Source organism: Nonomuraea monospora (assembly GCF_039531895.1).
Lineage (GTDB): Bacteria > Actinomycetota > Actinomycetes > Streptosporangiales > Streptosporangiaceae > Nonomuraea > Nonomuraea monospora.
Genome location: NZ_BAAAQX010000001.1, coordinates 582,047 through 600,415 on the forward strand (window position 1 = coordinate 582,047; position 18,369 = coordinate 600,415).

An 18,369-nucleotide genomic window follows, 5' to 3' on the forward strand; every position below is an offset into this window, starting at 1 on the left:
GCGGCGCAGGGTCCTGGCGCGGTGGCGCGGGGCCGTGGGGTGGTGGCGTCGGAAGGACGGGAGCCACCGGCGGCGGCGCGGGGCCGTGGGGTGGTGGCGTCAGAAGGGCGCGAGCCGTCGGCGGCGGTGCAGGCGCGTAGGGTGGGCGGGGTCAGCGAGCCGGGTGGGCGTGGGTGGGGGGTCGGGGTGCCCGTGGAGGCGCATCGCGCGCTGGCCGCCGCAGCCTCCGCCGCCCTGGACGCCTACACCACCGCTACCACCGAGCACGACCGCGCCACCCTGGCCGCCGTCGTGGCGGACGGCGCGGACGGCACCCCCACCATGCGCATCGACGTCCTGGTCGAGGACGCCATCCTCACCGCCCTGTCCCGGCACCCCGTCAACATCCTCACCGAGGAGACCGGCTGGGTGGACAACGGCTCGGCGCTCACCCTCGTCATGGACCCGGTGGACGGCTCGGCCAACGCCGCCGCCGGCGTCCCCCTGTCGGCCTTCTCCGCGGCCGTCGCCGAGGACGGCGTCTTCACCGAGGCGCTGACCGTGTGGCTGGACACCGGGCGGAGCTGGTGGGCGCGGGCGGGCGTGCCGTCCCCGCTGCGCACGACCGGCCGCCGCGCGCTGGCGGGCGCCGCCGTCTCGCTCCTGCGCCCGCACCCGGCCAACGCCGCCGCCAGTGCCGCCTGGTGGGAGGTGGTGCGGCGGGCGGCGCGCGTGCGCATCCTCAGCACGAGCTGCCTGGAGGGCGCGCTCGTGGCGCAGGGGGCGACGGACGCCTTCGCCGACGCCGCCACGGACACGCACCGGCTGGTGGACATCGCCGCCTCCGTGGTGCTGGCCGAGGCGGCGGGCGGGGCGGTCAGGGACGTGTTCGGGCGGGCGGTGGAGCTGGACACCGACCTGACCAGGCGGTGGAGCGGGGTGGTGGGGGCCAGCCCGGAGCTGGCGGACGAACTGGCCTCGGTCCTGCGCACCGCCTACGAGGCCGGACGGGACGGTTAGGGAGACGACGGGTCCTGTGTGGGGTCGGTGAGTGCGGCTGCCACGCGGAAGTCGATGCGGATGTCGCGGTAGGTGACGTTCGGCTCCACCTGGTCGGGCAGGTTCGTACGGTCGCTGCCCCACGCGCACTCGCCGCCGGGCTCCGCCTCCGCGTGCACCGTCACCTCCGGTCGCGCGTGGAAGCGGAGCTCCCTGGCGGTGGCGGAGGCGCTGATCTCGACGTCAGGGTCGGTGGGGTGCTCTGGTTTCGGCATGGTGCTGCTCACTCGTGGTCCTGGCGGCGCTTGAAACGGTAGTGGTGGTGCTGCCGCCGGGGTGGGTTTCCGCCGGCGCCGGTACGTGCGGCTTTTGGGGCGGCTGGGCTCACGGGTTTGTCGGCGGCCAGGCTCGCGGGTTTGTCGGCGGCCGGGCCCGCTTGGGTGTCGGCGGCTGGGGCGACGTCCCGCACGAGACCCGTGGTGTCCTGCACCGCGCCGCCGGTGGCGGCCCCGACGTCACGGACGGTCTCCCCGGCCCCGGCGCCCACGTCACGAACCGCCCCGCCGACGTCCTGAACGGCTTCCCCGGCTCCCGTCCCGACATCACGGACGGCTCCACCGGTGGCGGCTCCGACGTCACGGACGGCTCCACCGGCCCCGGCGCCGACGTCGCGGACGGCCGCACCGGCCCCCGTCCCCACGTCACGGACAGCGCCACCGGCTCCCGCCCCGACGTCGCGGACGGCCTCCCCGGCCCCCGCACCGACATCGCGCACCGCATACCCGGCCCCGGCCCCCACGTCCCGGACGGCGTACCCCGCGCCGCTCCCGATGTCCCGCACGGCCGTGCCGAGCCCGCGTGTCAGGTTCTCCAGGATCTGCGGGTTGTCGTCGATGGTCTGCAGCACCCGGTCGATGATCCGCGCCACGTTGTCCAGCCGCACCTTCAGCAGCGCCTGCGCCTCGACGCCTTTGATGGTGAGGTTGACGGACCCGAGGAACACGTCCGCGCCGACGCTCAGCTTGAGCAGGTCGAGCACCTCGGCCTGGAGCGACACCTTGGCCCGTAGGTCCTGCACGTCCAGGGTGATCTCCTCCACCTGGACCACGGGCACGTCGAGGTAGACGTCCGGGTCGATGGCCTCGGTGGATTCCTCCGCGTCCTCGGGCATGGCCGATCCGTACCCAGGCCGGGGGACGGTCAGGCGCGGGCATGGGGAGACGTGACCACGTTTTGGGGGTCAGGCGGGCGGGAGTTCGCCGGAGCCGCGCGGCACCAGCTCGACGGGCACCTTGATGCGGCGCGCGGCGGGTGACGGGTCGAGCAGGAGGTCCACGGCGGCGCGGGCCAGGCGGGCGGTGTCGTAGCGGACGACGGTCACGCCCGGGTTGAAGACGTCGGCCAGCGCGAAGTCGTCGAACCCCACGTACGCGGGCCGTTCCGGCCGCTCGCGCAGCGCCTGGAGGATGCCGATGGCGGCCCGGTTGTTGGTGGCGAAGAACGCGGTGGGCGGCGAGGCAAGGTCGAGCAGCCGGGCGACCTCGCCGGACACCCGGCCGGGGTCGTACACCTCGCGGACGACCAGCTCCTCGTCGGCGGGCACGCCCGCGTCGGCGAGGGCGGCGCGGTAGCCGGTGGCGCGGTCGTGCACGGAGCTGATGGCGTCGTCGTCGGAGATCAGCGCGATGCGGCGGTGGCCGTGGGAGAGCAGGTGCCGGGTCGCGGTTCGGCCGCCCCACACGTCGTCGAGCAGGACGACGTCGGCCCCGTCGAGGCCGAGCGGCACCCGGTCGACGAACACGGTGGTGAGGCTGGCGTGCTCGGCCAGCCAGGAGTGGTCGGCCGCGGAGGGGACGACGATGAGGGAGTCGACGCCTCTGGCGTACATGGACTCGATGAGCATGCGTTCCTTGTCGGCGCTCTCCTCGTACGAGCCGAACACGACCAGCGCCTCGTGGCCGGCGGCGGCGGCCTCGACGGCGGCGGCCAGCCGCGAGTAGAACTCGTTGGAGATGTTCTCCATCACCAGCCCGAGCGTCAGCATGGTGGCGCCCCTGGCCAGCCGGGCGGCGGCCTCGTTGCGGCGGTAGCCGAGGGCGCTGATCGCGGCCTGCACGCGTTGCTGCAGCGACGCCCGGACGTGGGGCTCCTGGTTGACCACGCGGGAGACGGTCTTGAGGCTCACACCCGCCTGCCGGGCGACGTCCGCCATGGTCGGCTTGCGTGCTGTCATAGTGTGCCCCCATGGATGATGAATGGATCTGTGGCCGGTTGGGTGAGGACGAGCCTTGGATGCTGGGCGCGGTCAACCCGCCGGTGTTCGAGAACTCGGTGTTCACGTTCGCGACGGCGGAGGAGCTCGGCGAGGCCGTCAGGAACGAGGACGAGCGCTACGTCTACTGGCGGGGGACCAACCCGACGGTGGATCTCGCCCAGCGTAAGCTTGCCGCGCTGGAGCGGGGAGAGCGGGCGAAGTGTTTCGCCTCGGGGATGGGCGCGATCTCGGCGACGATCTCGTCGCTCGTGTCGGCCGGTGATCACGTGCTGGTGCTCGGCGCGGTCTACGGGCCGACGACCCAGTTCCTGCGTTACCTGGAGAAGTTCGGGGTGACGCATACGCATGTCAGGGACCTCGGGGAAGGTGACAGCGCTATCACGGCGAGCACCCGCCTACTGTACTTCGAGTCCCCGTCCTACATGGCGTACGCGGTGGTGGACATCGCGGAGGTGACGGGGTGGGCGCGGGAGCGCGGGCTGGTGACGGTGATGGACAACACGTGGTCCACGCCGCTGTTCCAGAAGCCGCTGACGATGGGGGTGGACCTGGTGGTGCACTCGCTGTCGAAGTACGTCGGCGGGCACAGCGACCTGGTGGGCGGAGTGGTGATCGGGCCGGAGCGGCTGATCAGGCCGCTGGCGCTGACGGAGTACCAGCTCTACGGGGCCGCCATGTCGCCGCACGACGCGGCCAAGGTGATCAAGGGGCTGCGGACGCTGCCGGTGCGGATGGCCGCGCACCAGGAGCGCGGGCTGGCGGTGGCGGCGTTCCTCCAGGATCATCCGGCCGTGCGGTCGGTGAACCATCCGGGGTTGCCGTCGCATCCGGGCCACGCGATCGCGCTGCGGCAGATGTCCGGCTTCTCCAGCCTGTTCAGTCTGGAGCTGGACACGGAGTCGCGGCCGGAGGTCGGGGCCTTCCTCGCCAGGTTGCGACATTTCCGGATCGGGGTGTCGTGGGGTGGGTTCGAGAGCCTGGTGAACGCGCCCGCGCTGTCCACCGAGGAGAGCGTACGGGCCACCATGGGGATCCCGGTGGGCCTGGTGCGGCTCTCGGTCGGCCTGGAGCCCGCGGAGATCTTGATCAAGGATCTCGGTCTGGCCCTGGAGGGAATGTCCGCCTAACGTGATTGACAGCGCTGTCTGACCTCGCGGGAGGCTCGTCATGAGAAACCCCGTCCTGGTGGCCACGGCCGCCGTCGTCACGCTGACACTCACGGGCTGCGGCTCGGGCTCCTCCGGCGCACCGGGGGAGATCCGGCTGAGAATGATCGAAAGCCTGACCGGCCCCGAGCGCACGAAGCTCATCAAGACCCTCATCGCCGACTTCGAGCAGGCCAACCCGGGCGTCACCGTCGAGCTCATCTCCCCGCCGCTCGACAGCGCCGACCAGAAGATCACCCAGATCCTGCAGACCAAGAAGGGCTTGGACGTGCTGGAGGTGCGCGACCACACGGCCAAGTCCTTCTCCAACAACGGCTGGCTGGCCGAGCTGCCCACCACGGACTGGCCCGGCTGGGCGGACCTGACCGAGCTGGCCCGGAAGAAGGCGGTGGAGGTCGGGGGCAAGGCGTACCTGATCCCGTACGGGTTCTACCAGCGCACGCTGTTCTACCGTACGGACTTCGGCATGACGCAACCCCCGGCCACCTGGCAGGAGCTGTACGAGGCCGGCAAGCGGATGACCACCGGCGACCGGTACGGCTACTCCTTCAGGGGCGGCAAGGGCGGCGCCGACTACGCGGTGATGATGATCAGCGCCTACAACGGCGACGCACTAAATCCGGAAAAATCCTTCTACCTGAAGGACAAGCGGACGATCTTCTCCACTCCGGAGGCCGCGCAGGCCCTCGACCTCTTCGTCAAGATCTTCAAGGAGGCGTCGCCGCCCGACTCCGTCTCCTGGGGCTACCCCGAGATGGTCCAGGGCTTCACCTCGGGCGTCACCGGCATGCTCATCCAGGACCCCGAGGTGATCAAGACGGTCGAGGAGAGCGGCGTCACGGCCTGGTCCACCGCCCCCATCCCCAAAGGCCCCACCGGGTACGCCTACCAGCCCGTCGGCTACGCCGGCTGGGGCGTCACCTCCTTCAGCGAGCACGCGAAGGAGGCGGTGAAGCTGGTGCAGTTCCTGTCGGAGTCCGAGCAGAGCATCGCCTTCGCCAAGGGCAACTCGCTCATCCCGATCTCCCGGCAGGCCCAGAACGACCCGCAGTTCTCGCAGGGCGCGTGGAAGGCCTACCTTCAAGCCCAGCAGGACCCCAAGCAGGTGATCACGATCAGGCCGGTCGACTACCCGGGCTGGAGCCAGTTCCTGGTGGACTCCGACCGCGACATCCAGTCCCTGATCACGGGCAGGACGAGCACGGCCGAGGTGCTCAAGGCGTGGGACGCCTTCTGGGTGGACCAGGCCAAGAAGGTCTCATGAGGACGTTCACCGTCCGCAGGGCCCGTTTCATCGCGCTGTGCCTGCTGCCCGGCGTGGTGTTCGTGGCGCTGTTCACGTACTACCCGATGATCCGCGGCGCGGTGATCGCCTTCCAGCGTTACAACCTGTTCGACCTCACCTCCACCCCGTTCACGGGGCTGGAGAACTTCCGCGCCGTGCTGGCCGAGGACCGCTTCTGGACGGCGCTGCGCAACACCGGCACGTGGGTGGCGGTTTCGCTGTTCTTCCAGTTCTTCCTCGGCTTCGGGCTGGCGCTGCTGCTGCGCGGGCAGTTCAGGGGCCGGGGGCTCTATCAGGCCTGGGTGTTCTTCCCCTGGGCCATGTCGGGGTTCCTGATCGGGCTGCTGTGGCGGTGGATGTTCAACGGGCAGTTCGGCGTGGTCAACGACCTGCTGCTGAAGGCGGGCCTGATCGAGGAGCGGATCGGCTTCCTGGCCACGCCGGGCTGGGCGATGACCTCGGTGATCGTGGCCAACATCTGGTACGGCGTCACGTTCTTCGCCATCATGATCATGGCCGCGCTGCAGTCGGTGCCCGGTGAGCTGTACGAGGCGGCGGCCGTGGACGGGGCGTCCAGGGCACGCCGGTTCTGGCACGTGACGCTGCCGCACATCCGGCCGACCCTGGCCCTGATCGTGCTGCTGCGGATCATCTGGATCCTGAACTTCCCCGACCTCATCTACGCGATGACCGGCGGCGGCCCGGCCGGCAGCACCGACATCGTCACCACGTTCCTCATCCAGCAGGTCATCGGCGGCGACTACGGCCGGGCGGGCGCGGTCGGCCTGCTCGTCCTGGCGCTCCTGCTCGCGTTCAGCGTCTTCTACCTGAACGCCACCCGATTCGAGCGGGCCCGATGAGGCGGCTGGCGGGCGCCGCCAAGGCCGTCGTGCTGGCCGGCTGGCTGCTGATCACCCTGTTCCCGCTGTACTGGATCGTCGTCACCTCGCTCAAGCCCAAGCCCGAGATCTTCTCGGTGCCGCTGCGCTACTGGCCGGCGAACGTCACCTTCGAGCACTACGCCGAGCTGTTCGAGTTCGCCGACTTCGGCGCGTACCTGCTGAACTCACTGCTCGTCTCGCTGGTGGCCGCGGCGGCGGTCACGGCGATCGGCGTGCTGGGCGGCTACACGCTGGCCCGCTTCGCCTTCCCCGGCAGGGCCGCGCTGATGCTGGCCTTCCTGGTCACCCAGATGATCCCGCTGTTCATCGCGCTCGGCCCGCTCTACCTGCTGATGTCCGACCTCGACCTGCTCAACAGGCTGGCGGGGCTGATGCTGGTGTACGTGGCGATGCTGGTGCCGTTCTCGACGATCATCATGCGCGGCTTCTACGAGCGGGTGCCGGTGGCGCTGGAGGAGGCGGCGCAGGTGGACGGGGCCTCGCGGCTGGTGGCCATGGTGCGGGTGGTGATCCCGGTCATGCTGCCGGGCATCGCGGCCACGTTCATCTTCGCGTTCGTGCAGTGCTGGAACGAGCTGTTCCTGGCGATCACGTTCATCGACAGCGAGGACGCCAAGACCGTCCCGGTGGCGATGAACTCCTTCATCACCCAGTACGACATCGACTGGGGCTCGATGGCGGCGGCCACGGTCGTCTCGGTGGTGCCCACGCTCATCCTGTTCGCCGCCATCCGCCGCTGGATCGTGGAGGGTCTGACGGCGGGAGCCGTAAAGGGGTGAAAGGGATGGCCGACCGCTCATCGCGCTAGAAGGACCTTTCACCGCACGCCATCCCCAACTAATCGCCGGACGGCACCGCCTCACCGAACAACCCTCCTGGAGATCTCCACGGCGGGTAGGTTGCCCTCTTACGTTGGGCGTGATCCGCATCACAGTGGAGGTCTCGTGACGACTAGAGAACATGACGCGTCGGTCTATGAACAAGTGCAGGAGAGCAGTGAGTTCCAGGAGCTGAAAAGGGCGTTCCGGCGCTGGACGTTCCCCATGACCGTGGCGTTCCTCGCGTGGTACCTGCTCTACGTGGTGCTGTCCGGATGGGCGCGCGACTTCATGGCGGCCAAGATCGTCGGTGAGATCAACGTCGGTCTGGTCCTCGGCTTGCTGCAGTTCGTGTCCACCTTCCTCATCGCGTGGGCGTACGCCAGGCACGCGGAGCGCAAGCTCGACCCGATCGCCGACAAGCTGCGCCACGAGGTGGAGGAGAAGACTCAGTGAGCTCCACGACCCTGGGGATGATCCTCTTCCTCGCCTTCGTGGCCGCCACCCTGGCGATCACCTTCTGGGCGAGCCGTCAGACCAAGACGGCCGCCGACTACTACGCGGGCGGCCGGTCGTTCAGCGGCGTGCAGAACGGCCTGGCGATCGGCGGCGACTACATGTCGGCCGCCTCCTTCCTCGGCATCGCCGGCATCATCGCGCTGTCCGGCTACGACGGGTTCCTGTACTCGATCGGCTTCCTGGTCGCCTGGCTGGTGGCGCTGCTGCTGGTGGCCGAGCTGATGCGGAACTCCGGCAAGTTCACCATGGCCGACGTGCTGGCGTTCAGGATGAGCCCGCGCCCGGTCCGCACGGCGGCGGGCGTGTCCACGATCGTCGTCAGCATCTTCTACCTGCTGGCGCAGATGGTGGGCGCGGGCGCGCTGGTCGGCCTGCTGCTCGGCATCACCAGCGACGCGGGCAAGGCGTGGACGATCGTCGGCGTGGGCGCGCTGATGATCATCTACGTGGTGTTCGGCGGCATGAAGGGCACCACCTGGGTGCAGATCGTCAAGGCCGTGCTGCTGATGAGCGGCGCCGCGCTGGTGACGGTGCTGGTGCTGGCCAAGTTCGGCTTCAACCTGTCGAGCCTGCTCGGCCAGGCCGCCGTCAAGAGCGGCCCCCCGGCCAACCCGGAGAGCTTCCTCAGCCCCGGCCTGAAGTACGGCACCGAGGCGCAGGGCCTGGCCGGCAAGATCGACCTGATCAGCCTGGGCCTGGCGCTGGTGCTGGGCACGGCGGGCCTGCCGCACATCCTCATCCGCTTCTACACCGTCCCCACCGCCAAGGACGCCCGCAAGTCGGTCCTGTGGGGCATCGGCATCATCGGCGCCTTCTACCTGCTGACCCTGGTCCTCGGCTTCGGCGCGGCGGCCCTGGTCGGCAAGACGGCGATCGTCGCGGGTGACAAGGCGGGCAACACGGCCGCGCCACTGCTGGCCCAGCAGATCGGCGCGGACATCTTCGGCCCGGTCGGCGGCACGATCCTGCTGGCGCTGATCGGCGCGGTGGCCTTCGCCACGATCCTGGCCGTGGTCGCGGGCCTGACCCTCGCCTCCTCCTCCAGCTTCTCGCACGACCTGTACGCGCACGTCTTCAAGCGCGGCCAGGCCAGCGAGCGCCAGGAGGTCGTGGTGGCCCGCATCTCCGCCCTGGTCATCGGCGCCGTCGCGATCGGCCTGGGCATCCTGGCCCAGGGGCAGAACGTGGCGTTCCTGGTGGCCCTGGCGTTCGCCGTGGCGGCCTCGGGCAACCTGCCCGCGATCCTCTACAGCCTGTTCTGGAAGAGGTTCAACACCACCGGCGCGGTCGCGGCCATCTACGGCGGCCTGGTCTCCGCCCTGGTGCTGGTGGTCTTCTCGCCGGTCGTGTCCGGCGGCGAGACGGCGCTGTTCAAGACGGCCGACTTCGTGCTGTTCCCGCTGAGCAACCCCGGCATCGTCTCGATCCCGATCGGCTTCCTGTGCGGCTGGCTCGGCACGATCCTCAGCAAGGAGTACAACGCGGGCAAGTGGGCCGAGATGGAGGTCCGCTCGCTCACCGGCGTGGGGGCCGAGAAGGCCTCGGAGCACTGACCAACTCGGGACAGCACTGACGCTGCCCACCGCACACAAGGCGCCCGACCCCCTGCCCCGGGGCGCCTTGTCCCCTGAGGGCCCGGCCGCCGACAACGGCCGGGCCCTCTCGCGTGTACGGCATCCCCGGCGGGGCAGGAGGTGCGGGCGTCCCAGTGGGGCGTCCCACACCGCTGGAGTTGTTAACAGGACAGAAACGCAGTGAAGTGAGTGGTTGACGGGATTTCAGCGGTATGGGTACGTTCTCAGATGTGTGAACGTTGCCACACTGGCCTGGCGCCACGTGGCCGTCATCAGCATGCCTGATGCCCCGCTTGTTCAGTGTGGAGGCGAAACCCCCAATGAGATCCCCGCTCGTCCGCTGGTCCGTCCTTTCCGTGTCGCTCGCGCTGGCACTCACCTCGTGTGCCAAGGGCACCGGTGGCGCCGCGGCCCCGGCACCGTCGGCGAGTCAGTTCAACCCCGGCGCCTCCTACCAGGGCACCATCTCGGTCATGGGCTTCGGCGCCACCGACGAGATCGGCGAGACCCGTGTCGAGCTGGCCAAGAAGTCGCTCAAGGGCGCGGACGTGAAGCTCATCGAAGGCGACCTGGACATCCAGCAGTTCCTCTCCGCGGTGGCCGCCGGCGACCCGCCGGACCTCATCTACGCCAACCGCGACCAGATCGGCACCTTCGCCTCGCGCGGCGCGATCATCCCCTTGACGTCGTGCGTCCAGGGCGAGCAGATCGACACCTCCATGTACAACAAGAACGCGCTCGGCCAGGTGACGTTCGGCGACGAGGTGTACGCGATCCCCGAGTTCAACCAGGTCCAGATCACCATGGCCAACGCCGGCCTGCTCAAGCAGGCCGGCCTGACGATCGAGGACGTCAACGGCTCCGACTGGGACAAGGTCACCGCCGCGACCAAGAAGCTGGTGAAGGCGCCCGGCGGCAAGCTCCAGGTGATCGGCTTCGACAGCAAGCTGCCGGAGTTCCTGCCGCTGTGGGCCAAGTCCCTCGGCGCCGACCTGCTCTCGGCCGACGGGAAGACCGCCCGGCTCAACACCCCCGAGGTGGTCAAGGCGCTGCAGTTCGCCGTCGCGATCTACGACGCGCAGGGCGGCTTCGCCAAGGTCAAGGCCGTGCGCGACTCCGCCGACTTCTTCGGCAAGGGCAACCAGTACGCCGAGAACGCCCTCGGCGCGATGCCGATGGAGCAGTGGTACGTCAACGTGCTCAACGACGTCTCGCCCAAGGCCCCCATGGCCTTCGACACCTTCCGCACCCCCGAGGGCAAGGCGCTGGCCTACTCCTCCGGCTCGTCGTGGGCCATCCCCAAGGGCGCCAAGAATCCAGGCGCCGCCTGCCGCTTCGCCAAGACGATGACGCTGGTGGAGTCGTGGAAGGCCGCCGCCCAGGCCCGCGTGGACAAGCGCAAGGCCGACGGCAAGCCCTTCACCGGCATCCTCACCGGCAACGTCAAGGCCGACGAGGAGATCCAGAAGATGCTCACCTCCGGCGGCGAGCCCTGGGACTCCGGCGTCAAGGCCGTCTACGAGGCCAACCAGAACACCTTCAGCCTGCCGGCCAACCCGGCCGACAAGGAGTTCAAGGACGCCTGGCAGGGCGCGGTGAACCGGGTGCTCAACGGCCAGGAGGAGCCGCAGGCCGCCCTCGACAAGGCACAGAAGGACGCCCAGACGGCGCTCGACAAGGCATGGGCCGACTGGACGAAGCGTACGAACTGAGATGTCCCGCACACCGCGCATGAGGTCCATGCGCTTCATCGAGACCAGGGCCGCGCTCCTGTTCATCTGTCCCTGGATCATCGGTTTCCTGATCTTCACCGCCTGGCCCGTGATCAACAGCGCCTACCTGTCGCTGACCGACTACGACGTCATCAACGACCCGTCGTTCATCGGCTTCGACAACTACGTGACCCTCTTCGAGGACCCGAAGGTCGGCCTGGCGCTGCGCAACACGTTCCTGTTCACCGTGATGTCGGTGCCGACGCAGCTCGTCGTCTCCCTCGGGCTGGCGCTGCTGCTCAACACCGCGACCAGGGCCAGCGGCTTCTTCCGCACGGCCTTCTTCCTGCCCAAGATGACGCCGCCCGTCGCGATCGGCATCCTGCTGCTGATGCTGTTCAACGGCCAGAACGGCCTGATCAACAGCTTCCTCGGCGTCTTCGGCATCGACGGCCCCGCCTGGACCACCGATCCCGTCTGGGTCAAGCCCGGCCTGGTGCTGATGAGCCTGTGGACCGTCGGCGCGTCGGTGGTCATCATCCTGGCGGCGCTGCGCGGCGTCCCCCAGGAGCTGTACGACTCCGCGCTCGTGGACGGGGCCGGCTGGTGGAAGCGCACGCTGCGGATCACCGTGCCGATGATCAGCCCCACCCTGTTCTTCCTGTTCATCGTGGACAGCATCAACGCCCTGCAGTCCTTCACCGAGGCGTACACCGCCTTCTTCGGCGCGGGCAACACCACCTACAGCAACGACGCCGCGCTGTTCTACGCGATCTACCTGTTCCAGCAGGCCTTCGAGTTCCTGCACATGGGGTACGCCTCCGCGCTGGCCTGGCTGCTGTTCATCGTGATCATGGTGATCACCGGCGTGCAGTTCCTGGTGACCAGGCGGTTCGTGCACTACGAAGGAGGAAACCCGTGAGGCGGCTGCGGCGGATCCTGACGTGGACCGCGCTGAGCGCGTTCGCCGTCGCGTTCATCTACCCGTTCATCTGGCTGCTCAGCGCCTCGTTCAAGCCGCGCAGCGAGGTGTTCGACCACCGGATCCTGCCCGAGACGTTCACCTTCGACAACTACATCCAGGTGTGGCAGGAGGCGCCGCTGGCGCTGTGGATGGCCAACACGCTGCTGGTGACGGTGCTGGCCGCGGCGACCGTGACCATCACCAGCGCGATGGTGGCGTGGGGCTTCGCCTACTTCCGCTTCCCCGGCAGGAACGCGCTGTTCGGCGTGCTGCTGGCCACCATGATGCTGCCGGGCGCGGTCACCATGGTCCCGGTGTTCCTCATCTGGAACTCCCTCGGCATGGTCGGCACGCTGACCCCGCTGTGGGCGCAGAACCTGTTCGGCAGCGCGTTCTACATCTTCCTGCTGCGGCAGTTCTTCATGGGCCTGCCGCGCGAGCCGTTCGAGGCGGCGAAGATCGACGGGGCGAACAACTGGACGATCTTCACCAGGATGGCGCTGCCGCTGTGCAAGCCGGCGGTCGTCGTGACGCTGCTGTTCGAGTTCCAGGCGGCGTGGACGGACCTCATGCGGCCGCTCATCTACCTGCGTGACTCCAGCACGTTCACCGTGCCGCGCGGGCTGAAGGCGCTGCTCGACCAGTTCGGGTTCGGCGGCGAGTGGCACTGGGAGATCGTGATGACCGCCAGCGTGATCACCACGATCCCGATGATCATCCTGTTCTTCCTCGGCCAGAAGCACTTCATCAAGGGCATCGCCACGACCGGAAGCAAGGGATGAGCCAGGTGCGGATCACCACCACGGACACGGCCTACCACCTGGACAGCGGCCACTACCACCTGACCGTCTCCCGCACCGACCCGAGCGCCGAGCTGGTGGGCTGGATGACGCTCAACCTGCTCGCCTCCGTCAACACCAGGGGCGGGCGCGACGAGACGTACGAGACGCTGCCGCCCGTGCTGGTCGAGCGCGGGAACGTGGCCGTCTTCGACTTCCCGCAGCGCACCACCGAGTGGGACGCCAAGACGGTCCGGCTCACCTGCACCCCCGAGACGATCGCGCTGGAGGTGCGGGTCGAGGGTCACGGCGTGCTCGGCGACGTGACGCTGATGGGCGGCAGGGCCGTGCTCAACACCCGCGCCGCCGGCACGTTCCGCTCGGGGGTGCACGCGCGCGGCGTCTTCAGCCCCACGCCCGCGCACCCCGTGCGGGCGGTGCGGCCGGTCTCCGCGCCGGTCGCGCTGACCGTCATCGGCGACGCCTCGCCCGGCCGGCTGCACGCCGTCTTCTCCCCGCCGCCGCTGGTGCTGGCCTTCTGCAAGGACGAGCCGGCCGGCGCCACCGACATCCCGGACGGCGCCTGGCTGGCCGCCTCCGTGCGCGCCGGGATCGCCGATCTGACCTTCACCGAGCTGACCTACGAGCCGCTGGACGGCGGCGCGCTGCTGCGCTTCGACTACGAGTGCCACACCGAGGTGCGCGGCTCGTGGACCTCGCCCGCCGTGGTGTTCCGCGCCGCGTCCTCGCCCTGGGAGGCCATCACCCAGCACCGCGCCGATTTGATCGAGCACGGCCTGGCCCCGTCCGCCGTCCCCGAGCGGGCCGGGTGGTGGAGCCGGCCGATCTTCTGCGGCTGGGGCGCCCAGTGCGCCAGGGCCGCCGGGTCGGTCTCCCCGGTGGAGCTGTCGCGGCGCGACCTGTACGACGAGTGGCTGGACAGGCTCGCCGGGCACGGCATCGTGCCCGGCACCATCGTCATCGACGACCGGTGGCAGCTCACGTACGGCGACTGCGAGCCCGACGAGGCCAAGTGGCCCGCGCTGCGCGAGTGGATCGCCGACCGGCACGCGCGCGGCCAGCGCGTGCTGCTGTGGTGGCGCGCCTGGTCGGCCGACGGGCTGCCGCCCGAGGAGTGCGTGACGGACGCCGGCGGACGCCCCGTGGCCGCCGACCCGTCGAACCCCGCCTACCGCCTGCGCGTCCGGGCCATCATGGAACGCCTCCTGGGCGACCTCGGCGCCGACGGCTTCAAGATCGACTTCACCCAGTGGTTCCCCAGCGGCGCACACCTGAAGACGCACGGCGCCACCTGGGGCATCGCCCTCCTGCACGAGCTGCTCGCCACCATGTACGACGCCGCCAAGCAGGTCAAACCCGACGCCCTCATTATCACCCACACCCCGCACCCGGCCTTCGCCGACGTCAGCGACATGATCAGGCTCAACGACGTGCTGGAGTACGACGCCCGCGGCGACCTCGTGCCCGCCGTGGACCAGCTCCGCTACCGGCACGCCGTCGCCACGCACGCCATGCCGCACCACCTCATCGACACCGACCAGTGGCCGATGCCGAGCAAGGCCGACTGGCTCGCCTACGCGCGGGCCCAGCCCGAGCTGGGCGTGCCCGCCCTGTACTACGTCGAGTCCGTCGACAACACCGGCGAGCCGATCACCGGCGCGGACCTCGACCAGGTCGCCACCTGGTGGGGACTGCGGTGAGACAGGCCGAGGCGGTCGTGTACGGCGCGACCTCGGCGGGCGTGTGCGCCGCCGTCGCCGCCGCCAGGCGCGGCCTGGACACCGTGCTGCTCGAACCAGGCCAGCACGTCGGCGGCATGACCTCCGGCGGGCTCGGCTACACCGACGTCGGCGACGCCCGCGTGCTCGGCGGGATGGCCGCCGAGTTCCGCCAGGCCGTCGCCGACGCGTACGGGGTCGCGCCAGGCCACTACGCGGGCCCCGAGCCGCACGTCGCCGAGGAGATCTTCCTGTCCTGGCTGGAACGCGCCGGGGTGGAGGTGGTGTCCGGCGCGCCGCTGGGCGAAGTCGTCACCGCCGGGGACCGGATCGTCTCGGCGGGGGACTTCGCGGCGGGCGTCTTCGTGGACGCGAGCTACGAGGGCGACCTGATGGCCGCCGCCGGAGTGTCGTACCGGGTCGGCAGGGAGGACCGCGCCCTGCACGGGGAGCGCTTCGCCGGGCGGCGCGAGGTGGTGCCCGGCATGCACAACTTCCCGCCGTGGATCTCCCCGTTCCGCGCCGACGGCACCCTCCTGCCGCAGGTCGCCGACGGGCCGATGGCCGACGTGGGCGCCGGTGACGGCGGCGTCATGTCGTACGGCTACCGCGTCTGCATGACCACCGCGCCCGACCGGATCCCGTTCGAACGGCGGCCCGGCTACGACGAGGAGCACTGGGAGCTGGGGCGGCGGCTCTTCCACCACTGGCGCGCACACGGCGTCGAACCCCGCGCCGGGCGGCTGGTCGGGCTGGAGCCCAACCTGCCCGGCGGCAAGTGCGACGGCAACTCCCTCGGCCCGTTCTCGCTCAGCGTGCTCGACCGCTCCGCCTGGGCCTACCCCGACGCCGACGCCGACGGACGCGAACGCATCCGCCTGCACCACCTCCACCACGCCCAGGACCTGCTGTACTTCCTCTCCCACGACCCCGAGGTGCCCGCCGCCGTGCGGGCCGAGCTGTCGCGGTGGGGGCTGCCCGCCGACGAGTTCGCCGACACCGGGCACCTGCCGCACCAGCTCTACGTGCGCGAGGCGCGGCGCATGCTGGGCGAGACGCACCTCACCGAGCACGACCTCGTCCAGGGGCGGGCGTGGCCCGACGTGATCGCGATGGGCTCCTACCACCTGGACATCCGGGAGGTGCAGCGGACCTGGCGGGAGGTGTACGAGCATCCCGACCCGGTGCCCATGGTGGTGACCGAGGGGTACCTGTCGGTGGCCGTCCCGCCGTACCGGATCCCGTACGGGGCGATCGTGCCGCGGCGGTCGGAGTGCGCGAACCTGCTGGTGCCCGTGTGCGTGTCGGCCTCGCACGTGGCGTTCTCCTCCATCCGGATGGAGGTGCAGTACCAGATGCTCGGGCACGCCGCGGGGCTGGCCGCCGCGCAGGCCGCGGGGAGCGGGAAGGCGGTGCAGGACGTGGACGTCACGGCGCTGCAGGAAGAACTGCGGGCGGCCGGTCAGGTGCTCTCCCTCTGACCGGCCGCCCGCGTTCCGGGCGCGCGGCGAGTGCCCGCGCTCAGGCGAGTGCCCGCGCTCAGGCGAGTGCCCGCGCTCAGGGGGGCGCCCCCGCTCAGGCGGGCGCCCCCGCTCAGGCGAGTGCCCGCGCTCAGGCGGGCGCTCGCGTGGCGGGCTCTCAGGTGGTGACGCGTTCGATGACCTGGCGGGCGAACGGCGGGATCACCTTGCGCAGCACGTTCGCCTCGTGCGACTCGGCGCGCGCCAGCGCCTCCTCGGCCGCCGCCAGGGTGCCCGCCCCCGTCAGCAGGTCGATCGCGGCGAGCCCCGCCGCGCCCGTGTCCCTGGCCGCGGCCACCCACGGGGCCAGCTCCCTGGCGATCGGCCCGGCCACCCCGGTGGGCAGCTCGGCCAGCCGGGTCAGCTCGGCCCGCAGCACCTCGTACGGCCCGCCCTCCAGCGCCGCCGCGCACAGGGCGGTCAGCGCCGGGCTCGGGTCGTCGCCGGGCGGCCACGCCGAGCACGCCTCCACCAGCGGCAGCAGCTCCGCGGCCCCGGGCAGCAGCCGGATCGCCCGCTCGTGCGAGCGCGCCGGGTCGTAGGCCGCCAGGTGCCAGGCGTAGTCGGCCACCGTCGTCAGCGCGATCCGGGACGCCGCCGCCTCCACCATCGGGTTGGCGGTGATGCCCTCCAGCGGCACGTCATCGAGGTCGGTGGCCCGTCCGACCAGCGGGCCGAGGAAGACGCGGGAGAAGTCGAAGTCGTTGACGGGGAAGTTGTCCCACAACGCCACCCGGTGCCCGTAGGAGGCGGCGGCGGCCGTCACGTCGTAGCTGGAGATCGCGCCCACCACCACGTCGGAGCCGGTCCACCAGACCAGCACCTCGGCGGGCAGCTCGGCCGCGAGCCGGTCGCGGTAGGCCGTGCGGGCGGTGCCCGCGTAGTCGGTGGGCACCATGGTCAGCGGCCGGTCCGCGCCGTGCGGGGCCAGGAAGTGCTCGGCGAAGTCGCGGCACACCGCCGCGTGGGCGCTCGCGCTCGCCCCCTCCGCCGTGCCGTACGCCTCCCGGTCGGGCAGGTGGCGCAGCTCGGGCGGGATGTCGTCGAAGAGCAGCGCGAACTCCCTGACGCCCGCCCGCCACACCTGCTCCGCCTTGGCCCGCAGCGCCGCCCGCTCGGCCGGGTCGCTGTAGACCATGGACAGGCCGGGGCTGAGCGCGAACACGAACCGCACGTGCCGCGCCGCCGCCTCGTCCACCAGCTCGGCCAGCCGCGCCAGCTCCTCCGGCGGGTACGGCTCCCGCCACCGCTCCCGGTGGTACGGGTCGTCCTTCGGGGCGTAGACGTAGGCGTTGAGCTTGTGCCTGGCGGAGAAGCGCAGGTGGTCCATGCGGTCGGCGTGGGTCCACGGGGTGCCGTAGAAGCCCTCGATGGTGCCGCGCAGTGGCAGGTCGGGCCAGTCGCGGATGTCGCACTCCGGCACGCACACCCGGTGCTCGGGGCAGGGGGCGGCGGTCATCGCGAGGAGGGTCTGCACGCCGTAGAACGCGCCGGCGGGGTCGGCTCCCACGATCGTCACCCGGCCGTCGCCGGCCGTCAGCGTGTACCCCTCCGGCGGCAGCCCGGCCCCGTCGTCCACCCGCACCTCGACGACCACCTCGGCGCGAACTCCGGCACGCACCTCAGCACCAATCCCGGCACGCGCCTCAACGCCGATCCCGGCACGCGCCCCGGTGCCGATCACCGCACGCGTCTCAGCACCGCCCTCGGCACGCGTCTCAGCGCCGCTCCGGGCACGCACGTCAGCGTCGCTCCGGGCGCTCGTCTCAGAGTCGCCCTCGGCGCGGATCCCAGCGCCGACCTCAGCGTGCGTCTCAGCGTGCGTCTCAGCGTGCGTCTCAGCGTGCGTCTCAGCGTGCGTCTCAGCGTGCGTCTCAGCGTGCGTCTCAGCGTGCGTCTCAGCGTGCGTCTCAGCGCCGACTCCGGCGCGAACGTCGGCGGGCGCCGGGGCGTCGGGGGATGCGGTGATCGCGTGGCCCGGCTCGGCGGTGGCGGCTGCGGTGAGTGCGTGGCGCAGCTCGGCCACGGCACTCCCGGCAGCGGCGTCGCCCTGGACTCCAGCGTCACACAGCTCGACGTGCGAAATACCGAAAGTAGCCTTTTTCGGACAGGGAATAATCCACTCCTGGACCTCCATT

Annotated in this window: 16 protein-coding genes; 12 read left to right on the forward strand and 4 right to left on the reverse strand. The window is 70.6% G+C overall.

Annotation, left to right across the window (positions count from 1 at the left end; genetic code table 11):
- On the forward strand, nucleotides 1–999 hold a 999-nt coding region (locus ABD331_RS02675; RefSeq protein ID WP_344470567.1), incomplete at its 5' end, for an inositol monophosphatase family protein.
- On the opposite strand, the gene ABD331_RS02680 is transcribed toward ABD331_RS02675, so the two are convergent.
- From ABD331_RS02680 to ABD331_RS02690, 3 genes are all read right to left on the reverse strand, one after another.
- On the reverse strand, nucleotides 996–1,253 hold the full coding sequence (locus ABD331_RS02680) for a hypothetical protein (RefSeq protein WP_344470568.1): 258 nt from the start codon (nucleotides 1,251–1,253) through the stop codon (nucleotides 996–998). The two genes, ABD331_RS02675 and ABD331_RS02680, sit on opposite strands and share 4 nt — an antisense overlap.
- 8 nt (nucleotides 1,254–1,261) lie before the next feature.
- Nucleotides 1,262–2,149: a TrbL/VirB6 family protein gene (locus tag ABD331_RS02685; protein WP_344470569.1), complete on the reverse strand. Its 888-nt coding sequence runs from the start codon at nucleotides 2,147–2,149 to the stop codon at nucleotides 1,262–1,264.
- 69 nt (nucleotides 2,150–2,218) lie between these two features.
- Complete coding sequence (locus ABD331_RS02690) at nucleotides 2,219–3,211, reverse strand: LacI family DNA-binding transcriptional regulator (RefSeq protein ID WP_344470570.1); 993 nt, start codon at nucleotides 3,209–3,211, stop codon at nucleotides 2,219–2,221.
- A gap of 11 nt (nucleotides 3,212–3,222) precedes the next feature.
- Here ABD331_RS02690 and ABD331_RS02695 point away from each other — a divergent pair, with 11 nt between their 5' ends.
- From ABD331_RS02695 to ABD331_RS02745, 11 genes are all read left to right on the forward strand, one after another.
- Nucleotides 3,223–4,380, forward strand: a complete 1,158-nt coding sequence (locus ABD331_RS02695) for a trans-sulfuration enzyme family protein (protein WP_344470571.1) — start codon at nucleotides 3,223–3,225, stop codon at nucleotides 4,378–4,380.
- A gap of 40 nt (nucleotides 4,381–4,420) precedes the next feature.
- Nucleotides 4,421–5,683, forward strand: a complete 1,263-nt coding sequence (locus ABD331_RS02700; RefSeq protein ID WP_344470572.1) for an ABC transporter substrate-binding protein — start codon at nucleotides 4,421–4,423, stop codon at nucleotides 5,681–5,683.
- The gene (locus ABD331_RS02705) at nucleotides 5,680–6,564 is read left to right on the forward strand and encodes a carbohydrate ABC transporter permease (RefSeq protein WP_344470573.1); all 885 of its coding nucleotides are present in this window, start codon (nucleotides 5,680–5,682) and stop codon (nucleotides 6,562–6,564) included. Before ABD331_RS02700 ends, ABD331_RS02705 begins: the two co-directional genes overlap by 4 nt.
- A complete protein-coding gene (locus ABD331_RS02710; protein WP_344470574.1) occupies nucleotides 6,561–7,385 on the forward strand; it encodes a carbohydrate ABC transporter permease in 825 nt (274 codons plus the stop codon). The genes ABD331_RS02705 and ABD331_RS02710 overlap by 4 nt, the downstream gene beginning before the upstream one ends.
- A gap of 165 nt (nucleotides 7,386–7,550) precedes the next feature.
- A complete protein-coding gene (locus tag ABD331_RS02715; protein WP_344470575.1) occupies nucleotides 7,551–7,880 on the forward strand; it encodes a DUF485 domain-containing protein in 330 nt (109 codons plus the stop codon).
- A 17-nt stretch (nucleotides 7,881–7,897) separates the two neighbouring features.
- Nucleotides 7,898–9,496 (forward strand): solute symporter family protein, encoded by a 1,599-nt coding sequence (locus ABD331_RS02720; protein WP_344470745.1) that lies wholly within the window; start codon nucleotides 7,898–7,900, stop codon nucleotides 9,494–9,496.
- 341 nt (nucleotides 9,497–9,837) lie between these two features.
- On the forward strand, nucleotides 9,838–11,229 hold the full coding sequence (locus ABD331_RS02725) for an ABC transporter substrate-binding protein (RefSeq protein ID WP_344470576.1): 1,392 nt from the start codon (nucleotides 9,838–9,840) through the stop codon (nucleotides 11,227–11,229).
- 28 nt (nucleotides 11,230–11,257) lie between these two features.
- Nucleotides 11,258–12,151 (forward strand): carbohydrate ABC transporter permease, encoded by an 894-nt coding sequence (locus ABD331_RS02730; protein ID WP_344470577.1) that lies wholly within the window; start codon nucleotides 11,258–11,260, stop codon nucleotides 12,149–12,151.
- Nucleotides 12,148–12,975: a carbohydrate ABC transporter permease gene (locus ABD331_RS02735; protein WP_344470579.1), complete on the forward strand. Its 828-nt coding sequence runs from the start codon at nucleotides 12,148–12,150 to the stop codon at nucleotides 12,973–12,975. The genes ABD331_RS02730 and ABD331_RS02735 overlap by 4 nt, the downstream gene beginning before the upstream one ends.
- The gene (locus ABD331_RS02740) at nucleotides 12,972–14,693 is read left to right on the forward strand and encodes an alpha-amylase family protein (protein ID WP_344470580.1); all 1,722 of its coding nucleotides are present in this window, start codon (nucleotides 12,972–12,974) and stop codon (nucleotides 14,691–14,693) included. The genes ABD331_RS02735 and ABD331_RS02740 overlap by 4 nt, the downstream gene beginning before the upstream one ends.
- On the forward strand, nucleotides 14,690–16,192 hold the full coding sequence (locus ABD331_RS02745; RefSeq protein ID WP_344470581.1) for an FAD-dependent oxidoreductase: 1,503 nt from the start codon (nucleotides 14,690–14,692) through the stop codon (nucleotides 16,190–16,192). Before ABD331_RS02740 ends, ABD331_RS02745 begins: the two co-directional genes overlap by 4 nt.
- A gap of 157 nt (nucleotides 16,193–16,349) precedes the next feature.
- On the opposite strand, the gene ABD331_RS02750 is transcribed toward ABD331_RS02745, so the two are convergent.
- The gene (locus ABD331_RS02750; RefSeq protein ID WP_344470583.1) at nucleotides 16,350–18,368 is read right to left on the reverse strand and encodes a protein O-GlcNAcase; all 2,019 of its coding nucleotides are present in this window, start codon (nucleotides 18,366–18,368) and stop codon (nucleotides 16,350–16,352) included.
- Nucleotide 18,369: the final 1 nt, after the last annotated feature.

What these genes read in the sequence shown, in the direction of transcription:
- ABD331_RS02680 (WP_344470568.1), bottom strand. Translation starts at nt 1,253, where the DNA reads ATGCCGAAACCAGAGCACCCCACCGACCCTGACGTCGAGATCAGCGCC.
- ABD331_RS02685 (WP_344470569.1), bottom strand. Translation starts at nt 2,149, where the DNA reads ATGCCCGAGGACGCGGAGGAATCCACCGAGGCCATCGACCCGGACGTC.
- ABD331_RS02690 (WP_344470570.1), bottom strand. Translation starts at nt 3,211, where the DNA reads ATGACAGCACGCAAGCCGACCATGGCGGACGTCGCCCGGCAGGCGGGT.
- ABD331_RS02695 (WP_344470571.1), top strand. Translation starts at nt 3,223, where the DNA reads ATGGATGATGAATGGATCTGTGGCCGGTTGGGTGAGGACGAGCCTTGG.
- ABD331_RS02700 (WP_344470572.1), top strand. Translation starts at nt 4,421, where the DNA reads ATGAGAAACCCCGTCCTGGTGGCCACGGCCGCCGTCGTCACGCTGACA.
- ABD331_RS02705 (WP_344470573.1), top strand. Translation starts at nt 5,680, where the DNA reads ATGAGGACGTTCACCGTCCGCAGGGCCCGTTTCATCGCGCTGTGCCTG.
- ABD331_RS02710 (WP_344470574.1), top strand. Translation starts at nt 6,561, where the DNA reads ATGAGGCGGCTGGCGGGCGCCGCCAAGGCCGTCGTGCTGGCCGGCTGG.
- ABD331_RS02720 (WP_344470745.1), top strand. Translation starts at nt 7,898, where the DNA reads ATGATCCTCTTCCTCGCCTTCGTGGCCGCCACCCTGGCGATCACCTTC.
- ABD331_RS02725 (WP_344470576.1), top strand. Translation starts at nt 9,838, where the DNA reads ATGAGATCCCCGCTCGTCCGCTGGTCCGTCCTTTCCGTGTCGCTCGCG.
- ABD331_RS02730 (WP_344470577.1), top strand. Translation starts at nt 11,258, where the DNA reads ATGCGCTTCATCGAGACCAGGGCCGCGCTCCTGTTCATCTGTCCCTGG.
- ABD331_RS02740 (WP_344470580.1), top strand. Translation starts at nt 12,972, where the DNA reads ATGAGCCAGGTGCGGATCACCACCACGGACACGGCCTACCACCTGGAC.
- ABD331_RS02750 (WP_344470583.1), bottom strand. Translation starts at nt 18,368, where the DNA reads ATGGAGGTCCAGGAGTGGATTATTCCCTGTCCGAAAAAGGCTACTTTC.